Raw genomic sequence first — 17,200 nt, 5'->3', positions numbered from 1 at the left:
CTTAGTCGAAACTCGCCAAAAACGCCTGAGTCTCTTGATCAGAACGCAAGCAAACCACCCGGCAACCCCGCGGTGCATCCGCCACCAACTGCTGCATCTTGCGCCGCGCCGACTGCCTGGTTTGCCACATGAAGCGGAAAAACTCAGGCAGATTGCCCAGCAACTCTGGGCAGTCTGCCGGCAAGTCAGGCCGGGTTCGACCACGATTGAGCAACGTCCTTAGCAACACCCGCCAGAACCGCAGCGGAGTCGATCGGTCAATCCAGATCAACAGGTCGGCGCGCGCCAGCCGATTTTCCCAGGTCGCCGAATGCCCTCCTTCGAAGATCCACCGCTCACCCGCCTCGACCTCGCCGCACAGTCGGGTCTTCTCATCCCGGCTGCGTTCAACCCAGCCGGGCTGCCAGTGAATGGTGTCGATGTGCACCACCGGCAAACCAGTGCGCTCACCAAGCTGCCGCGCCAGGGTGCTTTTGCCCGAACCCGGCTGCCCAACAATCATCACCCGTTGCATCGAAGCTCCTTTTCGCTGTGCGTGCTGAATCGAGGGGGCGCGATTGTAAGGGGGTGACCGGCACTGTCAATGCTGATCTGCCAGTTTCAGCCAAGGCCAACGCTGGCGATAACTTGCTGCCTTATCGTTGAACAAACCAGCCAGCGGGTTGAGTGGGTTGAGCCTGAGGACGTTGTGCTGCAAATCATCCAGCCCGTAGGTGCTGTACAGCTCGCCGGTATACACATCAACGCCGACGCAGGTCGAGGCGACCAGGTAGCGGTCTATGCCGTCGGTAGCCTTGCGAAGCTGCGGGTAGTCAGCACCGAATCTGGTTTTGTACCAAAGGTGAATACGGGCTTGATTGCGCACTTCGACGTTGACACCAAGGTGCGCGCAGGCCTCGTGCACACGCTGAATCACGCGATCCTCTGCTTCCCAGGAAAGATCGCTATCGAAGTAGGCAATGTCGTAGTCCTTGATGCCCCATTCGGCGTTCTGACCTGCCTGGTGATTCCAGAAGGTCTGGAACAAACACCCAGCCACCAGCATGCAGTCCGGGAGCTGCAACGTCGGCAGCAGCGTCAACAGTTGCTGGTTGATCGCATTGGTCTGGATGATCGTCAACAGGTGCTGGTTTGTCACTTGATTCATAGTCGCCGTCCATGTTGGCGTAAGTCGATGCGCTCGCTCAATTCTACCGCTCCCAGAGCACGCCACGGCAAGCGTGAATACCCGACGCCGGCAGCCGCTCTGTTCAGCACCTTTCATCGATACCACTGATGATTACTATCGAACCGCACGCCTGCCCGCTTGCCGCAGGCGACTTCTATAATGCCCGCCAATCCGCCCTCTCCCGCCTGCTCAAGGCGACCTCATCCTTGGAAACTAGCCTCATGCCAAGCGCCAGCCGGGCCCCTAGCGGCCTCCCTGAACACAATCAACAAAGCGTCGCACAGCAGTGGCTGGCGATCCTCTCGGTCGCTGTGGGCGCATTTGCCCTGGTTACCAGCGAGTTTCTGCCAGTGGGCGTGCTCAACGACGTCGCCCGCGACTTGGGCATCAGCGCCGGCCACGCCGGGCTGATGGTCACCGTGCCGGGCATCATGGCGGCCCTCGCTGCCCCGCTGCTGTCTGTCGGCATCGGCACTATGGACCGCCGTTACCTGCTGATCGGCCTGACCCTGATCATGATCATCGCCAACGCAGTGGTGGCTTACGCCAGCGACTTCAGCCTGCTGCTGTTCGGCCGCGTGCTGCTGGGCATCAGTATCGGTGGCTTTTGGGCCACCGCGATTGCCCTGAGTGGCCGCCTCGCGCCCAAGGGTGTCGGCGTGGCACAGGCGACCTCGATCATCATGGTCGGCGTAACCCTGGCCACCGTGCTCGGCGTGCCGGTCGGTACCTGGCTGAGCGGACTGATGGGCTGGCGCATGACCTTCCTGGTGACCGCACTGGTGGGCATTCCGGTGCTGCTGGCGCAGGTGCTTTTGCTACCGCGGCTCAATCCGGAAAAGGCCATCCGCGTCAGTGACCTGCCGGCGTTGTTCATCAATCCGCAGGCGCGGATTGGCCTGATTGCCGTGTTGCTGATTGGCTTGGCGCACTTTGCGGCATACACCTACGTGGCGCCGTTCTTCAAACAGAATGCCGGCTTCGACGGGCCGACCATTGGCTCGCTGCTGTTGCTGTACGGCGTGGCTGGTGTGCTGGGCAATATCTTCGCCGGCTTTGCCGCCAACCGCAGCGTGCGTCATACCTTGATGCTGGTGGCTGTAATGATCGGTATCAGCACTGCACTGTTCCCCCACTTCGCCACCGGCATGACCGGCGCGGCCACCTTGATTGCACTGTGGGGCTTCGCCTTCGGTGCGTTCCCGGCCTGCGCCAGTATCTGGATGTTCATCGTTGCACCCAAGGACGTCGAGCGCGGCATGCCGCTGTTCGTGGCGATGTTCCAGGTGATCATTGCGCTAGGCTCGTTCTTTGGTGGGCAGATCGTCGATCAGCTGGGTACGGCAGCGTTGCTCAGCCTGGCAACTGCTTTGGTCGCCTGCGGCTTCATGACGGTGCTGGTGCTGGGCCGCAAGGTCAGCAACCACCTGGCGGCACAGCCCTGCTAGATTTGAAAGCCGAAGTACTCGCTGCTCGGTGGGTTTGTAACTTGCGTTACGCCTCACTACCGTGCTCACTGAGCAACCAGCCGGCCTGATCACCGGCACTCTCATGGAGTGAAACCGAATATGCCTTCGTTCGAGCAAATGATCGAAAGCAACCGCGATGCTTGGAACGCCTCTGCCGATGCGCATCGCAACGGGGCCACCTGGCAGAGCTTGTTGACGGAGGTTGCCCATGCGCAGTTCTCCTGCCTGGACCCGACACTCACGGCGCTGCTCAAGCAAGTAGACCTTCGCGGCAAACAGGTACTGCAGTTGGGCTGCAACAATGGCCGCGAAGCGCTCTCGCTGTATGCGCTAGGCGCCGAGCATGTGGTCGGCGTCGATCAGTCCGCCGCATTCCTGCAGCAAGCCCATGAACTCGCCGCAAGGTCGCCCCACGCTGTCGAGTTCATCGAGGCCGACATCCACCAGCTACCAGCCTCGATGAACGGGCGCTTCGATGTGGTGCTGATCACCATCGGCGTGCTCAACTGGATGCCCGATCTATCCGCGTTCTTCCGCCACGCCGCCAGCACGCTGAAGCCGGGCGGGACGCTGGCAATTTACGAAACTCACCCGTTCCTGGAAATGCTCGAACCTGAGTCCAACGACCCCTGGCGCATCAGCGGCAGCTACTTCCAGACCGAGCCTGTGGTTGAGGATAAGGCCATTGTTTATGAGGGCCAGGGTGAGGCGAATGGGGTGACGTCGTATTGGCACATCCACCGCATGAGCGACATCGTCACCGCTGTGCTGCAAGCGGGGCTGCAACTGCAGGCGTTCACCGAATACCCGCACTCGAACCGCGAAGAGCTCTATGACGTTTATGAGAGCAACGAGCTGCAGGTGCCGATGTGTTACACCTTGCTGGCTGTGAAATAGCTGCAACCGCAAGCAGGAACAAGCGCACGCTGATTGCGATAAAAAGCAATAGGCAACCGATAAACGCTCTAGAAAAGCAAAATTCAGGCAGAATAAATCCCCCGAAAGAAACATGTTGCAATAAACCACCACCAGCCAACGGTATAATCAGATCCGGTCAAACGGAGCGATCCATGCAAACGCTGGGAAGGGATTATCAACACGGCGAGCACGTTGCCCATCACTGCCACGGCGAAGACCAGCTGATCTACGCCGCCAGCGGCATCATGCGTGTCAGCAGTGACGGCGGTAACTACGTCATCCCCGGCGGGCATGCCCTGTGGGTACCGGCCGGGGTCGACCACGCGATCGCCATGCAAGGCCAGGTGCGCATGCGCACGCTGCTGCTTGAAGCGCACATCGACCGCTGTCAGGTGATCGTCGTTTCCGGCTTGCTGCGCGAATTGATTCTGGCCGCGTCACGCCTGCCCGACCGGCAGGACGGCGAACACATCCGCGCCCTGATCAAACACGAACTGGCCAACGCGGCCCACCTCGATGCCTTCGTAGCGATGCCGCAGCATGCGCGGCTGCGAGCGTGGTGCGAGCGCTTTCTCGACAACCCGGCCCAAGACCTCACCCTGGAGCAATGCGGCACTCAGCTCAACCTCAGTGCCCGCAGCGTGGCGCGGTTGTTTCAGCGGGAAGTGGGCATGTCCTATGGCGAATGGCGGACTCGCGCGCGGGTCATGCTCAGCCAGCAGAAGCTCGCCGAGGGCAAGCCGATCCTGACGGTGGCGCTGGAGCACGGTTACGAAAGCGCCAGCGCCTTTGCGGCCATGTTCAAGCGCACGCTCGGTCAGGCACCGAGCGATTGGCAGTTGCGCCTGCTGGGCAGCAGCGACTAGCCAGCAGGTTGTCCCGTTTGCACGCATGGTTGGCGCGCTTGCGGCAGCGGCGCGGCGGGCGCGCTGAGTAACCTCGCATCACAGCCCCTGATGCGACATTTGTGATGCCTTTACGCCAATCCTCCCCCCGCCCTACCCGGCTTGCCTTGGCCATGCTCTGTGCGCTGACTGCCTGCGCCCGGCAACCTGCGCCCGCGCCGCCCCCCTTGCAGATTGATGCCCTGGCCAGCGTGCCCATCGGTACCAGCAGGCAGGCCCTGCCCGAGGACTGGTGGCGGCTGTTCAATGATCCGCAGCTTGACCGCTGGGTACAGCGCGCCCTGGCGCGCAATCAGGACCTGGCCCAGGCCGAGGCCAACGTACAGGCGATGCTGGCGGGCATTGCCGAGTTCGACGCCCAACGCTGGCCCGCCACTGCACTTGGCCTGGCAGCCACTTACGGTAAAACTGCCGATGATCAGACCCTGGCCAAAGCCACCGACAGCCACGCATCGGCGCAGTGGCAACTCAATCCGAGAATCGAACTGGCCTATCAGGTCGATATCTGGGGGCAGGTACGCGCTGCCATCGAGCGCGCCGCGGTGCAGGCCGACGCCAGCGCCGCAGCACTGGACCTGGTGCGCTTGAATGTCGTCACTCAAACCAGCCGTGCCTACGTCCAGCACTGCACCTACAGCGCCCGTCTGAAGCAGGCCAGGCAATCCCTGCGCAGCCTTGAGCGCAGCGTGCAACTCAGCCAACGCCAGCAGCAAGCGGGCATCGCCACCGAGCTGGACCGCGAGCGCCTACTCGCACTGCGAGAGCAGCTGCGCGCCGAATTACCGTTGCTCGAAGCGCACCGGCAGATGGCCCTGTACGAGCTGAACATGCTCAGCGGCCAGGCTGCGTCGGCAGAGGCCATAACCTGCGACAGCCCGCCCACGCTGGCGGCTGCGCTGCCGCTCGGCGATGGCTGGCAGTTGCTCGAGCGCCGCCCGGATGTGCGCCAGGCCGAGCGTGAGCTGCGCGCCGCCGGGCTGGACGTCGAGATCGTCACCGCCGACCTCTACCCCAAGGTCAGCTTTGGCGCTTCGCTGACGGCCGCCGACCAACACCTCGGTCACCTCGGCGACAGCCGCGCGGTGATGTTCGGCATCGGCCCGCTGATCACCTGGCAGTTCCCCAACGTGCGCGCCAACCGCGCCCGAGTGCGCAAGGCCGAAGCCTTGCAGCAGGCCCAACGGGCTCATTACCGAGGCGTCGCGCTGGCCGCATTGAAGGATGTGCGCCAGGCCCTCGCTCGCTTCGACGGTGAGCGGCGAAGCCTGCTGGCCGTCACCGCTGCGCTGGAGCACGGTCAACGTGCGCATGCACTGGCCGACTTCAATTACCGCGCCGGCGCCCTCGACGGCCTGGCGTTGCTCGACAGCGAACGCGAGCTGATACGCCTGCGCGCTCGCCAGGTCGACGCCCAAGGTCGTCTCGCCCAGGCCCAGATCAACCTGTTCCGCGCCCTCGGCGGCCGCTGGCAGGCACCCATCAGTAAAACCGGAACCCAACCATGAACAGTGCCGTACAACCCACCGTGCCCAACGCTGCCGAGCAGCGCAGTAAAACCACAACCCGGCGGCGCCTGGCGCTGACGCTAGCGCTCGCCGTGACCGTGGTCGCGCTGGTGGCGCTGGCCAGTTATTGGTGGGCCACGGGCCGCTATCTGCAGAGCACCGATGACGCCTACATCAAGGCTGACTGGGTGGCGCTGAGTTCGCGCGTGGCGGGCAATGTGGCGGCCGTTGAAGTCGAAGACGACCAACCGGTCAAGGCCGGAGACGTGCTGGTGCGCCTGCACGATCGCGACTACAGCGCCCGCCTTGATCAGGCAAAAGCCGGTGTTGCCCAGGCGCAGGCGGCACTGCTCGCAGCCGCTGCCAGCCAGCAACTGGCGGCCGAGCGGATCACCCTGCAACGCCAGGCCATCCTCCAGGCGCAGGCCGCCCTACGCAGCGCCAAGGCCGAAGCACGCCGCAGCCAGCTCGATGTCCAGCGTTATCGCGAACTGGTGCGTGACCACGCCGCCACCGCGCAACGGCTGGAAACCGCCACCAGCCAGGCCAGCCAGGCGCAAGCGGGCGAGCAAGTCGCCCAGGCCGCACTGCAGCAACAGCAAGCGCAACTGAACATGGCCAAACTGCGCGCCGCGCAGGTCGATGCCGAACTCCAGCAGTGCCAAGCGACCCTTTCCCGCGCGCAAGCCCAACAACTGCTGGCCGAGCAGGATCAACAAGACACCGTGATTCGCGCCCCGATCGCCGGGGTGGTCGGCCAACGCCGAGTTCGCGCCGGGCAATATGTGGTGCCAGGCCAGCCGCTGCTGGCAGTGGTGCCGTTGCAGCAGGCCTACGTCGTGGCCAACTACAAGGAAACCCAGCTGGAGCACATGCGCCCCGGCCAGCCGGTACGCATCGCGGTCGACAGCTTTTCCGACCACGACCTGCAAGGGCATGTAGCGAGCTTGTCGCCGGCCTCCGGCAATGTCTTCGCGCTGCTCCCGTCCGATAACGCTACCGGCAACTTCACCAAGATCGTGCAGCGCTTCCCGGTACGCATCCTGCTCGATCAACCGTTGCCGGATCTGCCGATCCTGCCCGGCATGTCGGTTGTGACACGGGTCGACACGCGCCCGGGGGCAAGCACCGATGAGCACTGAGCAACCGGTATCGTTGCGTGCCTGGGTGGCAGTGCTGGCGGGGCTGTTCGGCTGCTTCATGGCCGGCATGAACGTACACGTCACCAGCGCGGCGCTGCCCGAGATCCGGGGTTCACTGGGGGCCAGCTTTGAAGAAGGCTCCTGGATATCCACGGCCTATCTGGTCGCAGAAATCGTGATGATCCCGCTGACCGCCTGGCTGGTCGAAGTGTTCTCCCTGCGCCGAGTGATGTGGACCGGTTCGTTTATCTTTCTGCTCGCCTCGGTAGCCTGCTCGGCGGCACCCAATCTGGAGACGATGATTTTCATCCGGGTCATTCAGGGCGCGGCTGGCGCGGTGCTGATTCCGCTGTCGTTCCAGCTGATCATCACCGAGCTACCGGCGCGCAAGATGGCCATGGGCATGGCCCTGTTCAGCCTGGCCAACAGCGTCGCCCAAGCCGCCGGCCCGTCGCTGGGCGGCTGGCTCACCGACGCCTTTTCGTGGCGCTGGATCTTCTACCTGCAACTGGTGCCGGGTATTGCCTTGCTGCTCGCCATCGCCTGGTCGATCGAAGCCAAACCGATGCAGCTGGCGCGCCTGCGCCAAGGCGACTGGCTGGGCGTCGCCGCCATGGTCATCGGCCTGGGCGGGCTGCAGATCGTGCTGGAAGAAGGCGGCCGCCTCGACTGGTTCAGCTCGCCGTTGATTGCCGGCCTTAGCCTGATTGCCGCCGTTGCGCTGGTGCTGTTCGTGGCGACCCAGCTGTTTGGCTCACGTGCCTTCATCAATCTGCGCCTGCTCGGCCACTACAACTTCGGCGTGGCCAGCGCGGCGATGTTCATCTTTGGCGCGGCTACCTTTGGCCTGGTCTTTCTGGTGCCCAACTATCTGTCGCAGCTGCAGGGTTTCAGCGCCCATCAGGTCGGCGTGGCGCTGATTGCCTACGGCGTGGTGCAACTGCTGCTGGCGCCACTGATGCCCCGCCTGATGGGCTGGACCAGTGCCAAGTTCATGGTCGCCAGCGGCTTTTTGATCATGGCACTGGGCTGCTGGTTGGGCGCGTGGCTGAGCGCCGATGCCGGCAACAACGTGATCATTCCCTCGACCGTGGTGCGCGGCATTGGTCAGCCGTTCATCATGGTGGCGTTGTCGGTGCTGGCCGTCGCCGGCCTGGACAAGCGCCAGGCCGGCTCAGCCTCGGCGGTGTTTTCCATGCTGCGCAACCTCGGCGGGGCCATCGGTACGGCGGGGTTGACGCAGATCGTTGCCAGCCGCGAACGGCTGCATAGCGAGCGCTTGCATGAGCACGTCACGCTGTTCTCGCCCGCCCTGCAGGAGCGTATCGGCCAACCGATGCAGAGCTGGCTGCTGCAGCAGCAACAGCTGCTCGAAGGGCTGGCCGGGACGATCCGCCGCGAGGCCTACCTGATGGCCTACAGCGATGCATTCTATGTGTCGTGCCTGGCGCTTACCGCCTGCGCAGTCGCGGCCCTGCTGCTGCGCTCGGAACGGGCAAAGTGAATTTACAGCCCCGTAGCCAAGGCATCACTCAGCTTGCGCGCTTGCGCCCGCAGCGCTTGGCAGAAACGATCGACCGCCGCCGAGCCGGGGCGGTGGTCTGGGCGAACCAACATCACTTTGTAGGGTACGCAGACACTCAGCCTGCGTATCGACAGGCCACTGCGCGCAGCGTCCAGGCCACTTAGCGGATTGATGACTGCCACGCCCAGCCCTTGCCTGACCATCGCGCATACCGAGGCGGCATTGGTCGTCTCGATGACGGTGCGCCGGTTGACGCCTGCCGCGCTGAAATGCTGATCCAGCTGCTGGCGATAGGTATCCAGGCTGGAGAGGTTGATGAAATCAACCTGGTGAAAGTCACTGAGCTCAAGCTGGCGCTTGTCGAGCAACGGGTGCTGATCCGGCAATAGGCAGACCATGCTTGCGCTGAACAACAACTCAGCGACGGTCCCGTGTGGCGTTTGCTCGACCTCGGTGAGCCCAAGGTCATGCTGTTGTGCAATCAGAGACTCTTCCAGCAGTGGCGACTCTTGCGCTTCGATCCGCACGCTCACGCCGGGGTAGTGTTGATGAAAGCTTTGGCACACCTCTGGCAGTAACGTCTGCGAAAACAGTGGCAGGCAAGTGATCGCCAACCTGCCCTGCTCAAAGTTGCGAATGGCCTGGGCGCAGCGATCGATACGCTCCAGAGCGATGTACGACCGCTCCACTTCCTCCAGCAGCAGCAACGCCTGCGCCGTCGGCTTCAAGCGTCCTGCTTCGCGGTCAAACAGGCTCAATCCCACCAGTTGTTCGAACCTCGCCAGTTCACGGCTGACGGTAGGTTGCGAGGTGAACAGCAGGCGTGCAGCCCCGGTCACGCTGCCGGCGGACATGATGGCCCGAAAGATCTCGATATGACGAAATGTAAGCTTCACAGCGGCACCGACGCAGCAGAATTGCCATATCAGATATGAATTGCTGACACATAAAAAGCTATTTTTATAAATACGTCGCTTACCGCAACCTTGGGCCCCTCCCGTACAAGGATTACCCCATGCCTGAATCCACCCCCTTCCACTTGCTGGCCAGCGCAGTTCGCCGCCATGGCTCGCCGTTGTGGGCCTACGACGCAAACACCATCAACGCCAGGATCGACCAGTTGCAAGGCTTCGATCTGGTTCGCTATGCGCAGAAAGCCAACCCGAATCTGCATATCCTGCGCCTGATGCGCGCGCGAGGCCTGGCCCTGGATGCGGTATCACTGGGCGAAATCGAACGGGCCCTGGCTGCAGGCGCCACGCTCGATCGGCAGCCAGCAGAGCTGGTGCTGACCAGCGATGTGCTGGATCGCGCGACGCTGGCGCGGGTGGTCGAAGCGGGCATCGAGGTCAATGCGGGCTCGATCGACATGCTCCGACAGCTGGGCGAATGCTCCCCCGGGCACCGGGTGTGGCTGCGGATCAACCCGGGCTTCGGCCACGGCCACAGCCGCAAGACCAACACCGGCGGCGAAAACAGCAAGCATGGCATCTGGCACGAGCAACTTGGCGAGGCCCTCGACTGCATCCGCGCTCACGGCCTGCACCTGGTGGGCGTGCACATGCACATCGGCTCAGGTGCGGATTATGCGCACCTGGAGCAGGTCGCCCAGGCGATGGTCGAGTTGGTCGGCCGGCTGGACATGGATATCGAGGCGTTCTCCATCGGCGGCGGGTTATCGGTACCGTACCGGGACGGCGACACTCCGGTCGACATCCAGCGCTATGCCCGGACCTGGGCAGCGGCGAAAAGCCAGATCGAAACAATGCTTGGCCATGGCGTGCGCATGGAGATCGAGCCGGGGCGGTTCTTGCTTGCCGAGTCGGGCTACCTGGTGACCGAGGTGCGTGCGGTCAAGCAGATGGGCGGCAACCGCTTCATCATGGTCGACGCAGGCTTCAACGATTTGCTGCGCCCGGCGCTGTATGGCAGTTATCACCGGATGACAGTGATTGACGCCAACGGCAATCCAGTCGAGCGGCCATTGCAACTGACTCAGGTGGCTGGCCCGCTGTGCGAGTCGGGCGATGTTTTCACCCAGGACGAGCACGGGCTGGCGGCGCAGTTGTTGCCCCAGGCCTGTGTCGGCGACCTGCTGGTGATCCACGACACAGGGGCCTACGGCGCCTCCATGTCGTCGAACTACAACAGTCGGCCGTTGTTGCCGGAAGTGCTGATCGAGGATGGCGATATTCGTCTGATAAGACGCCGACAAACCATTCAGGCGCTATTGGACCTGGAACTGTAAGAACCACGCTGATCGACTCGGTCCGAGCCGATCAGCGGCATTTCACCAGCGCCAAGCGACACGCTTGTCCCGCCCTGAAAATAAAACTTGCCCCACTGCATCCAACCCGCCACCCACCGCGTATATCAAGCACGGACAGACCTTCCTGGCCGATACTTCCTGCAAGGATCACCACCATGAAACGCACTGCATTGAAAACGCAGCTGGTCGCCAGCCTGCTGACGCTCGCCTTCGCCGGTAATTTCACCATCAGTACCGCGCAAGCGGCGAGCATGAACCAGGACAGCGTCATGGTGGGCGGCCAGAGCATGTTGCCGAGCAAGGACATCATCGACAACGCGGTGAACTCTGCAGATCACACTACGTTGGTCGCCGCAGTGAAAGCGGCCGGGCTGGTCGACACCCTCAAAGGCAAAGGCCCGTTCACCGTATTCGCGCCGGTCAACTCAGCCTTCGCGGCATTGCCCGCGGGCACTGTCGACACGCTGCTGAAACCGGAAAACAAGACCAGCTTGAGCAAACTGCTCACCTATCACGTCGTTGCCGGCAAGCTCGACATGGCTGCCCTTGCCGCCAAGATCAAGGCGGGCGGCGGCAAAGCCGAACTGACCACCGTGGCGGGCGGCAAGTTGTGGGCGATGATGAACGGGCCGCACAACATCACCCTCAAGGATGAAAAGGGTGGCGTGGCCGACATCACCACCTACGACGTGTACCAGTCCAACGGCGTGATCCAGGTAATCGACAAGGTCCTGATGCCTAAAGGCTGAGCCCTGCCGCCGCGCCCATCGGACGGGGTGCGGCGGTATTGGCCAGGCGCCGCTCAGTCAATGGCCCGTCCCCATTTCCTACACTATTCTCTGACTGCAATCGAAGCCTCGCATCACTCAACCCGATTGCCTGGAGAACAGCTATCTCAATCGCCGAAAGTGACCAGTTGGCGCAGCTCCTGGCATCCACTGCGCTGGGCGACCGACGCGCCTTCGAAACGCTCTATCGCAGTGTAAGCCCACGCTTGCACGGGATTGCCCTGCGTTTCATGGGGCGCGGCGATCTGGCTGAAGATGTGCTGCAGGAGAGTTTCGTGCGCATCTGGCATAACGCCTCCCGCTACCAGGTGCACGTTTCCGCGCCAATGACCTGGATGATCAACATCACTCGCAATCAGGCCGTGGATCACCTGCGCAAGCAACGTGAACGCTCGCTGAGCGATGTCGAAGCGCAGCTGCTGGAGGATCAAGGTCCTTCCGCGCATGAGCAATTGAGCACTGCCCGCGAGGCTAGCGCGCTGAACCGCTGCCTGGACACGCTTGAAGGCATGCAACGCCAGTCGATCGCCGTCGCGTATTTCCAGGGTTTGTCCTGTGCCGAACTCGCCGTCCACCTCAAGGCTCCATTGGGCTCGGTCAAGTCGTGGATCCGCCGCGGTATGGAGCGCCTGCGCAGGTGCCTTGAATCATGAACTACCAAACCCCTGCCCTGCGCCGTGCCTTGGCTGGCGACTACGCCGTCTGTTTGATGCCGGCGCTGGCGCAGCGGCGCTTTGAACGGCTGTTGCTTGAAGACAAGGCGCTGCGTGCAGAGCTTGCCCAGTGGCAAACCTGCCTGGCCAGCATGACCGAGACTATCCCAGAGTCGCCCGTTGCGGAGCATGTCTGGCAGCGGATCAGGGCACGCATCGAACCGCAGCCGGTCACTGAACCGGATAAACGCGGGTGGTGGAACGGGCTGCGTATCGGCGTGGTGGCTTGTGCGCTGGCGGTGGCCGTGGTGTTTGGCGTGATCCACAACCTCGACGACAGCCGCTACCGCGCCACCCTGCGCAGTGACACTGCGCAGGCTGTGTTCCGGATTGACGCTGGTGCAGACCAGTTGCACATCGAAGCGTTGGCACTGACTGCAATTACCCCGGCGCACAGCCTGCAACTCTGGGCGATCGCCGCGGGCAGCAAGCCGGTCTCGCTCGGGGTGATCGCCGCGACTGGCCGCAGCACGCTCAAGCTTGATCAGGCCCAGAGCCGATTGCTCGGCAAGGCCGTGGTGTTGGCGATCAGCCTTGAACCGAAAGGCGGCTCGCCGACCGGTCAACCGACCGGGCCGGTACTCTACAAAGGTGCGCTGGCGGATCTGTAGACCAGACCCGCCACTGGCCCGGCAGGGGCTTCAGAGCTCTCGGCGAACGATCTCTGCACCCGCACTCAGCGCGCTCAGCTTGCCCTGGGCAACCTGCCGGGGCAACGGCGCCATGCCACAGTTGGTGCACGGGTACAGCTTGTCGGCATCGACGAACTGCAGCGCTTTGCGCAAGGTGTTGGCCACCTCTTCGGGCGTTTCGATGGTGTGGTTCGCCACATCGATCGCGCCGACCATTACCTTCTTGCCACGGATCAGCTCGATCAGGTCCATTGGCACATGGGAGTTGTGGCATTCGAGCGAGATGATGTCGATGCTGGACTTCTGCAGTTTCGGAAACGCCTCTTCGTACTGACGCCATTCCGAGCCGAGGGTCTTCTTCCAGTCGGTGTTGGCCTTGATGCCGTAGCCGTAGCAGATATGCACCGCGGTTTCGCACTTCAGGCCTTCGACTGCCCGCTCCAGGGCAGCAACGCCCCAGTCGTTGACTTCGTCGAAGAACACGTTGAAGGCCGGTTCGTCGAACTGAATGATGTCGACGCCGGCCGCTTCCAGTTCCCTGGCTTCCTGATTGAGGATCTTGGCAAATTCCCACGCCAGCTTTTCACGGCTTTTGTAATGGCTGTCGTAGAGCGTATCGATCATGGTCATGGGGCCCGGCAGTGCCCACTTGATCGGCTGATCGGTCAGCTGGCGCAGGTACCTGGCGTCTTCGACAAACACCGGTCTTGTCCGCGCAACAGCGCCTACGACGGTTGGCACGCTGGCATCGTAACGGTCACGGATCCTGACAGTTTCGCGCTTTTCGAAATCAACCCCGCTCAAATGCTCGATGAACGTGGTGACGAAGTGCTGACGGGTTTGCTCACCGTCACTGACGATATCGATGCCCGCCTGTTGCTGCGCTTGCAACGACAGACGCAGAGCATCCTGTTTACCCTCAGTCAGTTCATCGCCTTGCAGTTTCCAGGGCGACCAGAGTGTTTCGGGCTGGGCCAGCCAGGAGGGTTTCGGCAGGCTGCCGGCAGTCGAGGTGGGTAGCAGTTTTTTCACGGTAGATAACCTTGCTTTGTTAACGGCTCAAACCGCGTAGTTGGCGGCCCACTGTTCGAGAACAGCGCGGTGAGGTTTGATGAAGTGTTCGGCGACGAACTGGCCCTGCTCTTGCGCCAGCCGGCTGCGCTCTTCGCGGTCATAGACGATGCGCGTCAATGAATAATCTTCATGTTGCAGGCTTGGCCGGTACGACTTGCCCGCCGCGGAATTGGCGTTGTAGATCTCGGGACGATAGATCTTCTGGAAGGTGTCCATCGTGCTGATGGTGCTGACCAGCTCAAGCGTTGTGTAATCGGCCAGCAGATCACCCGAGAAATAAAACGCCAGCGGCGCAACGCTGTTGGGCGGCATAAAGTAACGCACCTTCAAGCCCATCTGTTTGAAGTATTCATCGGTCAGCGAGTAATCATCCTGGCGATACTCGATACCCAGCACCGGGTGGTGATTGTCGGTGCGCTGATACGTCCTGCTGGTGGAAACGCTCAGGCAGATAACCGGGGGCTTGGCGAAGTGCTCGCGGTAGGCGCTGGACGTGACGAAGTGCTGGAACAGCTTGCCGTGCAGCTCGCCGAAGTTTTCCGGAACGGCAAACTTGGACGCGCCTTTGTTGTGCTGCAACAACAGCACACTGAAGTCGTAATCGCGCACGTAGGAGGAGAAGTTGTTGCCCACCATACCCTGGGTACGCTCGCCGGTGACGCGATCGACTACGGTCGCTTTCAATATCTCGATCAACGGCAGGCCGCGCGCGCTGTCAGGTGCACCGAGGTCCATTTCAACCGAGATGATGTCCAGTTCGACGCTGTAGCGATCCGCTGTCGGGTTGTCCCAATGGGCCAAGGCATTGAAGCGGTTGTCGATCATCTGCAGGGTATTGCGCAAGTTCTCCCGGCGGTTGCTGCCGCGCGCCAGATTGGCGAAGTTGGTGGTAATGCGGGTCTTTTCGCAGGGTTGATAGTTTTCGTCGAAACGAAGACTTTTCAGGGTAAAGGCAAACTGGTTATTCATCGCAACCTGACATCCTGTTGAGCGAAATGAAACCCGAACGCACATTTCCAGCAGTGGGCAACTCGAGCTTCAGTTTTATCGCGTAACTAAGTAGGACGTAGTCTAGGTTGCTGGCTGTGTGCAAACTAATGAAACGATTTCACAGCATCATTAGGCATATTCATGCAGGTATCCAGAGGTCCTTGGATCATGCTCTAAGCAGCAAACCGCGCAGCAGCAACTCCAATGCCGCGCTGGCCCGCTCCAGCCGACGGGAGGCTTGGTCGCCCTCCGCGATCCAGAACGCCGCTTCCGACAGACTGCCATAGATCAAGGATGCCAAAGCTTCCGAGTCCGCCTCGGCTACTACGCCTTGCGCCATCAGTTCATCGATCAACCCCGTCATCGACTCGACACAGTGGCGCTGCGCCTCGGCCGAGGCAGGGCCCAGCACCGCTCGGGCATCACGCAGCAACAGGCGCTGGATTTCCGGCTCGAGGGCCATCTGCAGATAGGCCTGGCAGCGACCGCTGAAGCCTTCCCAGGGGTTCTCAGCGGAATCAGAAATGGCCTGCAACCGTGCGTCTACCTCGCTGTCGACCTGCTCGACTACCGCCGCCAGCAGCCCTTTCTTGTCACCAAAGTGGTGATATAGCGCGCCGCGGGTAAAGCCAGCCTGGGCGGTCAGGTCATCCATTGAAGTGTCGGCATAGCCACGCTCGGTGAACACCTTGCGCGCGGTGGCGAGCAAGGCTGCGCGGGTTTCTTCCATCTCGACACGGGTGCGACGAACCATCTGCGTTCTCCTGGCTACGGCCTGAATGATGATTTACATACGCAGCGTATGAATATACGATCGCTTTCATACACAGCGTATGTATTTTCCCTGCATGGGCAATGCACATGCAAGTCGGCATTTCAGGAGATCCCCATGGCCCCCACCTATCGAGCACTGTTCACCGCACCTGGCAGCACTGCTTTTACCGCCGCAGGCCTGCTGGCGCGGCTACCTCTGCCAATGACCGGTATCGGCATCATCACCCTGTTATCCCAGCTCTACGGCAGTTATGCCCTGGCAGGGCTGGTCTCGGCGACCTTTGTGCTGACCTACGCCCTGCTCTCGCCGCAGCTGTCGCGGCTGGTTGATCTGCATGGGCAACGCCGCGTGTTGCCGGTCGCGACCGCGATCAGCGTGGTCGGCCTGTTGATGCTGGCCGCCAGCGCCAGGTGGCAGGCGCCAGTCTGGTGTTTGTTCATCGCAGCACTGCTCGCCGGGTTCATGCCAAGCATGTCGGCAATGGTGCGGGCCCGCTGGACCGCCCTGTATCGCGGCCAGCCCAGCCTGCAAACGGCGTATTCGCTGGAAACGGTCTTTGACGAAGTGACGTTCATCCTCGGCCCACCGCTTGCGGTCGGCTTGTCTGTGGCGGTGTTTCCAGAAGCTGCGCTGTTGCTGAGCGCAAGCGTATTGGCGCTTGGCGTGACTGCGCTGCTGCTTCAACGTGCTACCGAGCCAGGCGTTGCTGCTGCCGATAATTTGGCTACACCAGCATGCTCGGTCATCCGCCTGGGCAGCGTGCGTCTGCTGACGCTGTTGATGGTGTGCATGGGCATCATTGTCGGCACCGTCGATATCGCCAGCGTGGCATTCGCCGAGCAGCTTCAGCGCCCGGCAGCTGCGAGCGTTGTACTGGCCGCATATGCGCTCGGCTCCTGCGCGTCCGGCTTGCTGTTTGGCGTTTTGCAGACGAACGTTGCGCTGCATCGACAGCTGCTCATCGGTGCAGCCGCTACAGCCGTAACCACCCTGCCGCTGATGCTTGCGGGCAGCATCCCTGCCCTGGCGGCCGCAGTACTGGTGGCGGGCCTGTGCTTCGCACCCACCATGATTGTGGCGATGACCCTGATCGAGCGGTTGGTCCCTGAACAGCAAGTGACCGAGGGCATGACCTGGCTGCTGGCTGGGCTGAATGTTGGCGTGGCTATGGGCGCTGCGGGTGCCGGGCGAATCGTTGACGGCGCGGGTGTCCACGCTGGATTCGCCCTGGCCTTGGGGGCCGCCTGTGCAGTGCTGCTGGTGGCACTGCAGGCATCGAGAAAGCTGCACAGCCAGCAAAGGGCTGCGCTGATGACTGAGTGAACGG

At 62.2% G+C, this 17,200-nt stretch carries 17 protein-coding genes; 11 read left to right on the top strand and 6 right to left on the bottom strand.

From position 1 onward, the window contains the following. Window position 1: 1 nt before the first annotated feature. On the bottom strand, window positions 2–514 hold the full coding sequence (locus tag CXQ80_RS09020) for an AAA family ATPase (RefSeq protein WP_101318579.1): 513 nt from the start codon (window positions 512–514) through the stop codon (window positions 2–4). 66 nt (window positions 515–580) lie between these two features. Next, entirely contained in the window at window positions 581–1,147 is a 567-nt protein-coding gene (locus CXQ80_RS09015) for a nucleotidyltransferase family protein (protein WP_101318576.1), read from the bottom strand. 242 nt (window positions 1,148–1,389) lie between these two features. Here CXQ80_RS09015 and CXQ80_RS09010 point away from each other — a divergent pair, with 242 nt between their 5' ends. The 6 genes from CXQ80_RS09010 to CXQ80_RS08985 all read left to right on the top strand — a co-directional run bounded on the left by CXQ80_RS09010 (window position 1,390) and on the right by CXQ80_RS08985 (window position 8,611). Next, window positions 1,390–2,616: an MFS transporter gene (locus tag CXQ80_RS09010; protein WP_101322989.1), complete on the top strand. Its 1,227-nt coding sequence runs from the start codon at window positions 1,390–1,392 to the stop codon at window positions 2,614–2,616. Between the two features lie 120 nt (window positions 2,617–2,736). Further along, window positions 2,737–3,534 carry a bifunctional 2-polyprenyl-6-hydroxyphenol methylase/3-demethylubiquinol 3-O-methyltransferase UbiG gene (locus tag CXQ80_RS09005; RefSeq protein WP_101318574.1) on the top strand — a complete coding sequence of 266 codons (798 nt, stop codon included), beginning with the start codon at window positions 2,737–2,739 and terminating at the stop codon, window positions 3,532–3,534. Between the two features lie 173 nt (window positions 3,535–3,707). Beyond that, window positions 3,708–4,421 (top strand): helix-turn-helix transcriptional regulator, encoded by a 714-nt coding sequence (locus tag CXQ80_RS09000; RefSeq protein ID WP_101318572.1) that lies wholly within the window; start codon window positions 3,708–3,710, stop codon window positions 4,419–4,421. 104 nt (window positions 4,422–4,525) lie between these two features. Next, on the top strand, window positions 4,526–5,965 hold the full coding sequence (locus CXQ80_RS08995) for an efflux transporter outer membrane subunit (RefSeq protein WP_101318570.1): 1,440 nt from the start codon (window positions 4,526–4,528) through the stop codon (window positions 5,963–5,965). Beyond that, window positions 5,962–7,107, top strand: a complete 1,146-nt coding sequence (locus tag CXQ80_RS08990; protein WP_101318568.1) for an HlyD family secretion protein — start codon at window positions 5,962–5,964, stop codon at window positions 7,105–7,107. The genes CXQ80_RS08995 and CXQ80_RS08990 overlap by 4 nt, the downstream gene beginning before the upstream one ends. Then, entirely contained in the window at window positions 7,097–8,611 is a 1,515-nt protein-coding gene (locus CXQ80_RS08985; protein WP_101318566.1) for an MDR family MFS transporter, read from the top strand. Before CXQ80_RS08990 ends, CXQ80_RS08985 begins: the two co-directional genes overlap by 11 nt. 2 nt (window positions 8,612–8,613) lie before the next feature. On the opposite strand, the gene CXQ80_RS08980 is transcribed toward CXQ80_RS08985, so the two are convergent. Further along, window positions 8,614–9,528: a LysR family transcriptional regulator gene (locus tag CXQ80_RS08980; RefSeq protein ID WP_101318564.1), complete on the bottom strand. Its 915-nt coding sequence runs from the start codon at window positions 9,526–9,528 to the stop codon at window positions 8,614–8,616. A 119-nt stretch (window positions 9,529–9,647) separates the two neighbouring features. Between CXQ80_RS08980 and lysA the strand changes: the two genes are divergently transcribed. From lysA to CXQ80_RS08960, 4 genes are all read left to right on the top strand, one after another. Continuing rightward, window positions 9,648–10,880, top strand: coding sequence for a diaminopimelate decarboxylase (lysA, locus tag CXQ80_RS08975; protein WP_101318562.1), 1,233 nt, complete (start codon window positions 9,648–9,650; stop codon window positions 10,878–10,880). A 176-nt stretch (window positions 10,881–11,056) separates the two neighbouring features. Then, entirely contained in the window at window positions 11,057–11,650 is a 594-nt protein-coding gene (locus tag CXQ80_RS08970; protein ID WP_101318560.1) for a fasciclin domain-containing protein, read from the top strand. A 125-nt stretch (window positions 11,651–11,775) separates the two neighbouring features. Then, entirely contained in the window at window positions 11,776–12,342 is a 567-nt protein-coding gene (locus CXQ80_RS08965) for a sigma-70 family RNA polymerase sigma factor (RefSeq protein WP_256585766.1), read from the top strand. Then, the gene (locus tag CXQ80_RS08960; RefSeq protein WP_101318555.1) at window positions 12,339–13,013 is read left to right on the top strand and encodes an anti-sigma factor domain-containing protein; all 675 of its coding nucleotides are present in this window, start codon (window positions 12,339–12,341) and stop codon (window positions 13,011–13,013) included. The genes CXQ80_RS08965 and CXQ80_RS08960 overlap by 4 nt, the downstream gene beginning before the upstream one ends. A gap of 30 nt (window positions 13,014–13,043) precedes the next feature. Here CXQ80_RS08960 and CXQ80_RS08955 read toward each other — a convergent pair whose 3' ends face one another. The 3 genes from CXQ80_RS08955 to CXQ80_RS08945 all read right to left on the bottom strand — a co-directional run bounded on the left by CXQ80_RS08955 (window position 13,044) and on the right by CXQ80_RS08945 (window position 15,852). After that, window positions 13,044–14,066 carry a methionine synthase gene (locus CXQ80_RS08955; protein ID WP_101318553.1) on the bottom strand — a complete coding sequence of 341 codons (1,023 nt, stop codon included), beginning with the start codon at window positions 14,064–14,066 and terminating at the stop codon, window positions 13,044–13,046. A gap of 27 nt (window positions 14,067–14,093) precedes the next feature. Continuing rightward, entirely contained in the window at window positions 14,094–15,077 is a 984-nt protein-coding gene (locus CXQ80_RS08950) for a DUF1852 domain-containing protein (protein WP_101318551.1), read from the bottom strand. 187 nt (window positions 15,078–15,264) lie between these two features. After that, on the bottom strand, window positions 15,265–15,852 hold the full coding sequence (locus CXQ80_RS08945) for a TetR/AcrR family transcriptional regulator (protein ID WP_101318549.1): 588 nt from the start codon (window positions 15,850–15,852) through the stop codon (window positions 15,265–15,267). A 135-nt stretch (window positions 15,853–15,987) separates the two neighbouring features. On the opposite strand from CXQ80_RS08945, the gene CXQ80_RS08940 reads away from it, so the two are divergent. After that, window positions 15,988–17,196, top strand: a complete 1,209-nt coding sequence (locus CXQ80_RS08940; RefSeq protein WP_101318547.1) for an MFS transporter — start codon at window positions 15,988–15,990, stop codon at window positions 17,194–17,196. The last annotated feature ends 4 nt before the right edge of the window (window positions 17,197–17,200 follow it).

The organism is Pseudomonas sp. 02C 26 (genome assembly GCF_002843585.1).
GTDB lineage: Bacteria > Pseudomonadota > Gammaproteobacteria > Pseudomonadales > Pseudomonadaceae > Aquipseudomonas > Aquipseudomonas shirazensis.
The sequence above is the reverse complement of the archived record's forward strand: the minus strand, read 5'-3'. Positions and strand labels throughout refer to the sequence as shown.

What these genes read in the sequence shown, in the direction of transcription:
- CXQ80_RS09020 (WP_101318579.1), bottom strand. Translation starts at nt 514, where the DNA reads ATGCAACGGGTGATGATTGTTGGGCAGCCGGGTTCGGGCAAAAGCACC.
- CXQ80_RS09015 (WP_101318576.1), bottom strand. Translation starts at nt 1,147, where the DNA reads ATGAATCAAGTGACAAACCAGCACCTGTTGACGATCATCCAGACCAAT.
- CXQ80_RS09010 (WP_101322989.1), top strand. Translation starts at nt 1,390, where the DNA reads ATGCCAAGCGCCAGCCGGGCCCCTAGCGGCCTCCCTGAACACAATCAA.
- CXQ80_RS09005 (WP_101318574.1), top strand. Translation starts at nt 2,737, where the DNA reads ATGCCTTCGTTCGAGCAAATGATCGAAAGCAACCGCGATGCTTGGAAC.
- CXQ80_RS09000 (WP_101318572.1), top strand. Translation starts at nt 3,708, where the DNA reads ATGCAAACGCTGGGAAGGGATTATCAACACGGCGAGCACGTTGCCCAT.
- CXQ80_RS08995 (WP_101318570.1), top strand. Translation starts at nt 4,526, where the DNA reads ATGCCTTTACGCCAATCCTCCCCCCGCCCTACCCGGCTTGCCTTGGCC.
- CXQ80_RS08990 (WP_101318568.1), top strand. Translation starts at nt 5,962, where the DNA reads ATGAACAGTGCCGTACAACCCACCGTGCCCAACGCTGCCGAGCAGCGC.
- CXQ80_RS08985 (WP_101318566.1), top strand. Translation starts at nt 7,097, where the DNA reads ATGAGCACTGAGCAACCGGTATCGTTGCGTGCCTGGGTGGCAGTGCTG.
- lysA (WP_101318562.1), top strand. Translation starts at nt 9,648, where the DNA reads ATGCCTGAATCCACCCCCTTCCACTTGCTGGCCAGCGCAGTTCGCCGC.
- CXQ80_RS08970 (WP_101318560.1), top strand. Translation starts at nt 11,057, where the DNA reads ATGAAACGCACTGCATTGAAAACGCAGCTGGTCGCCAGCCTGCTGACG.
- CXQ80_RS08960 (WP_101318555.1), top strand. Translation starts at nt 12,339, where the DNA reads ATGAACTACCAAACCCCTGCCCTGCGCCGTGCCTTGGCTGGCGACTAC.
- CXQ80_RS08950 (WP_101318551.1), bottom strand. Translation starts at nt 15,077, where the DNA reads ATGAATAACCAGTTTGCCTTTACCCTGAAAAGTCTTCGTTTCGACGAA.
- CXQ80_RS08945 (WP_101318549.1), bottom strand. Translation starts at nt 15,852, where the DNA reads ATGGTTCGTCGCACCCGTGTCGAGATGGAAGAAACCCGCGCAGCCTTG.
- CXQ80_RS08940 (WP_101318547.1), top strand. Translation starts at nt 15,988, where the DNA reads ATGGCCCCCACCTATCGAGCACTGTTCACCGCACCTGGCAGCACTGCT.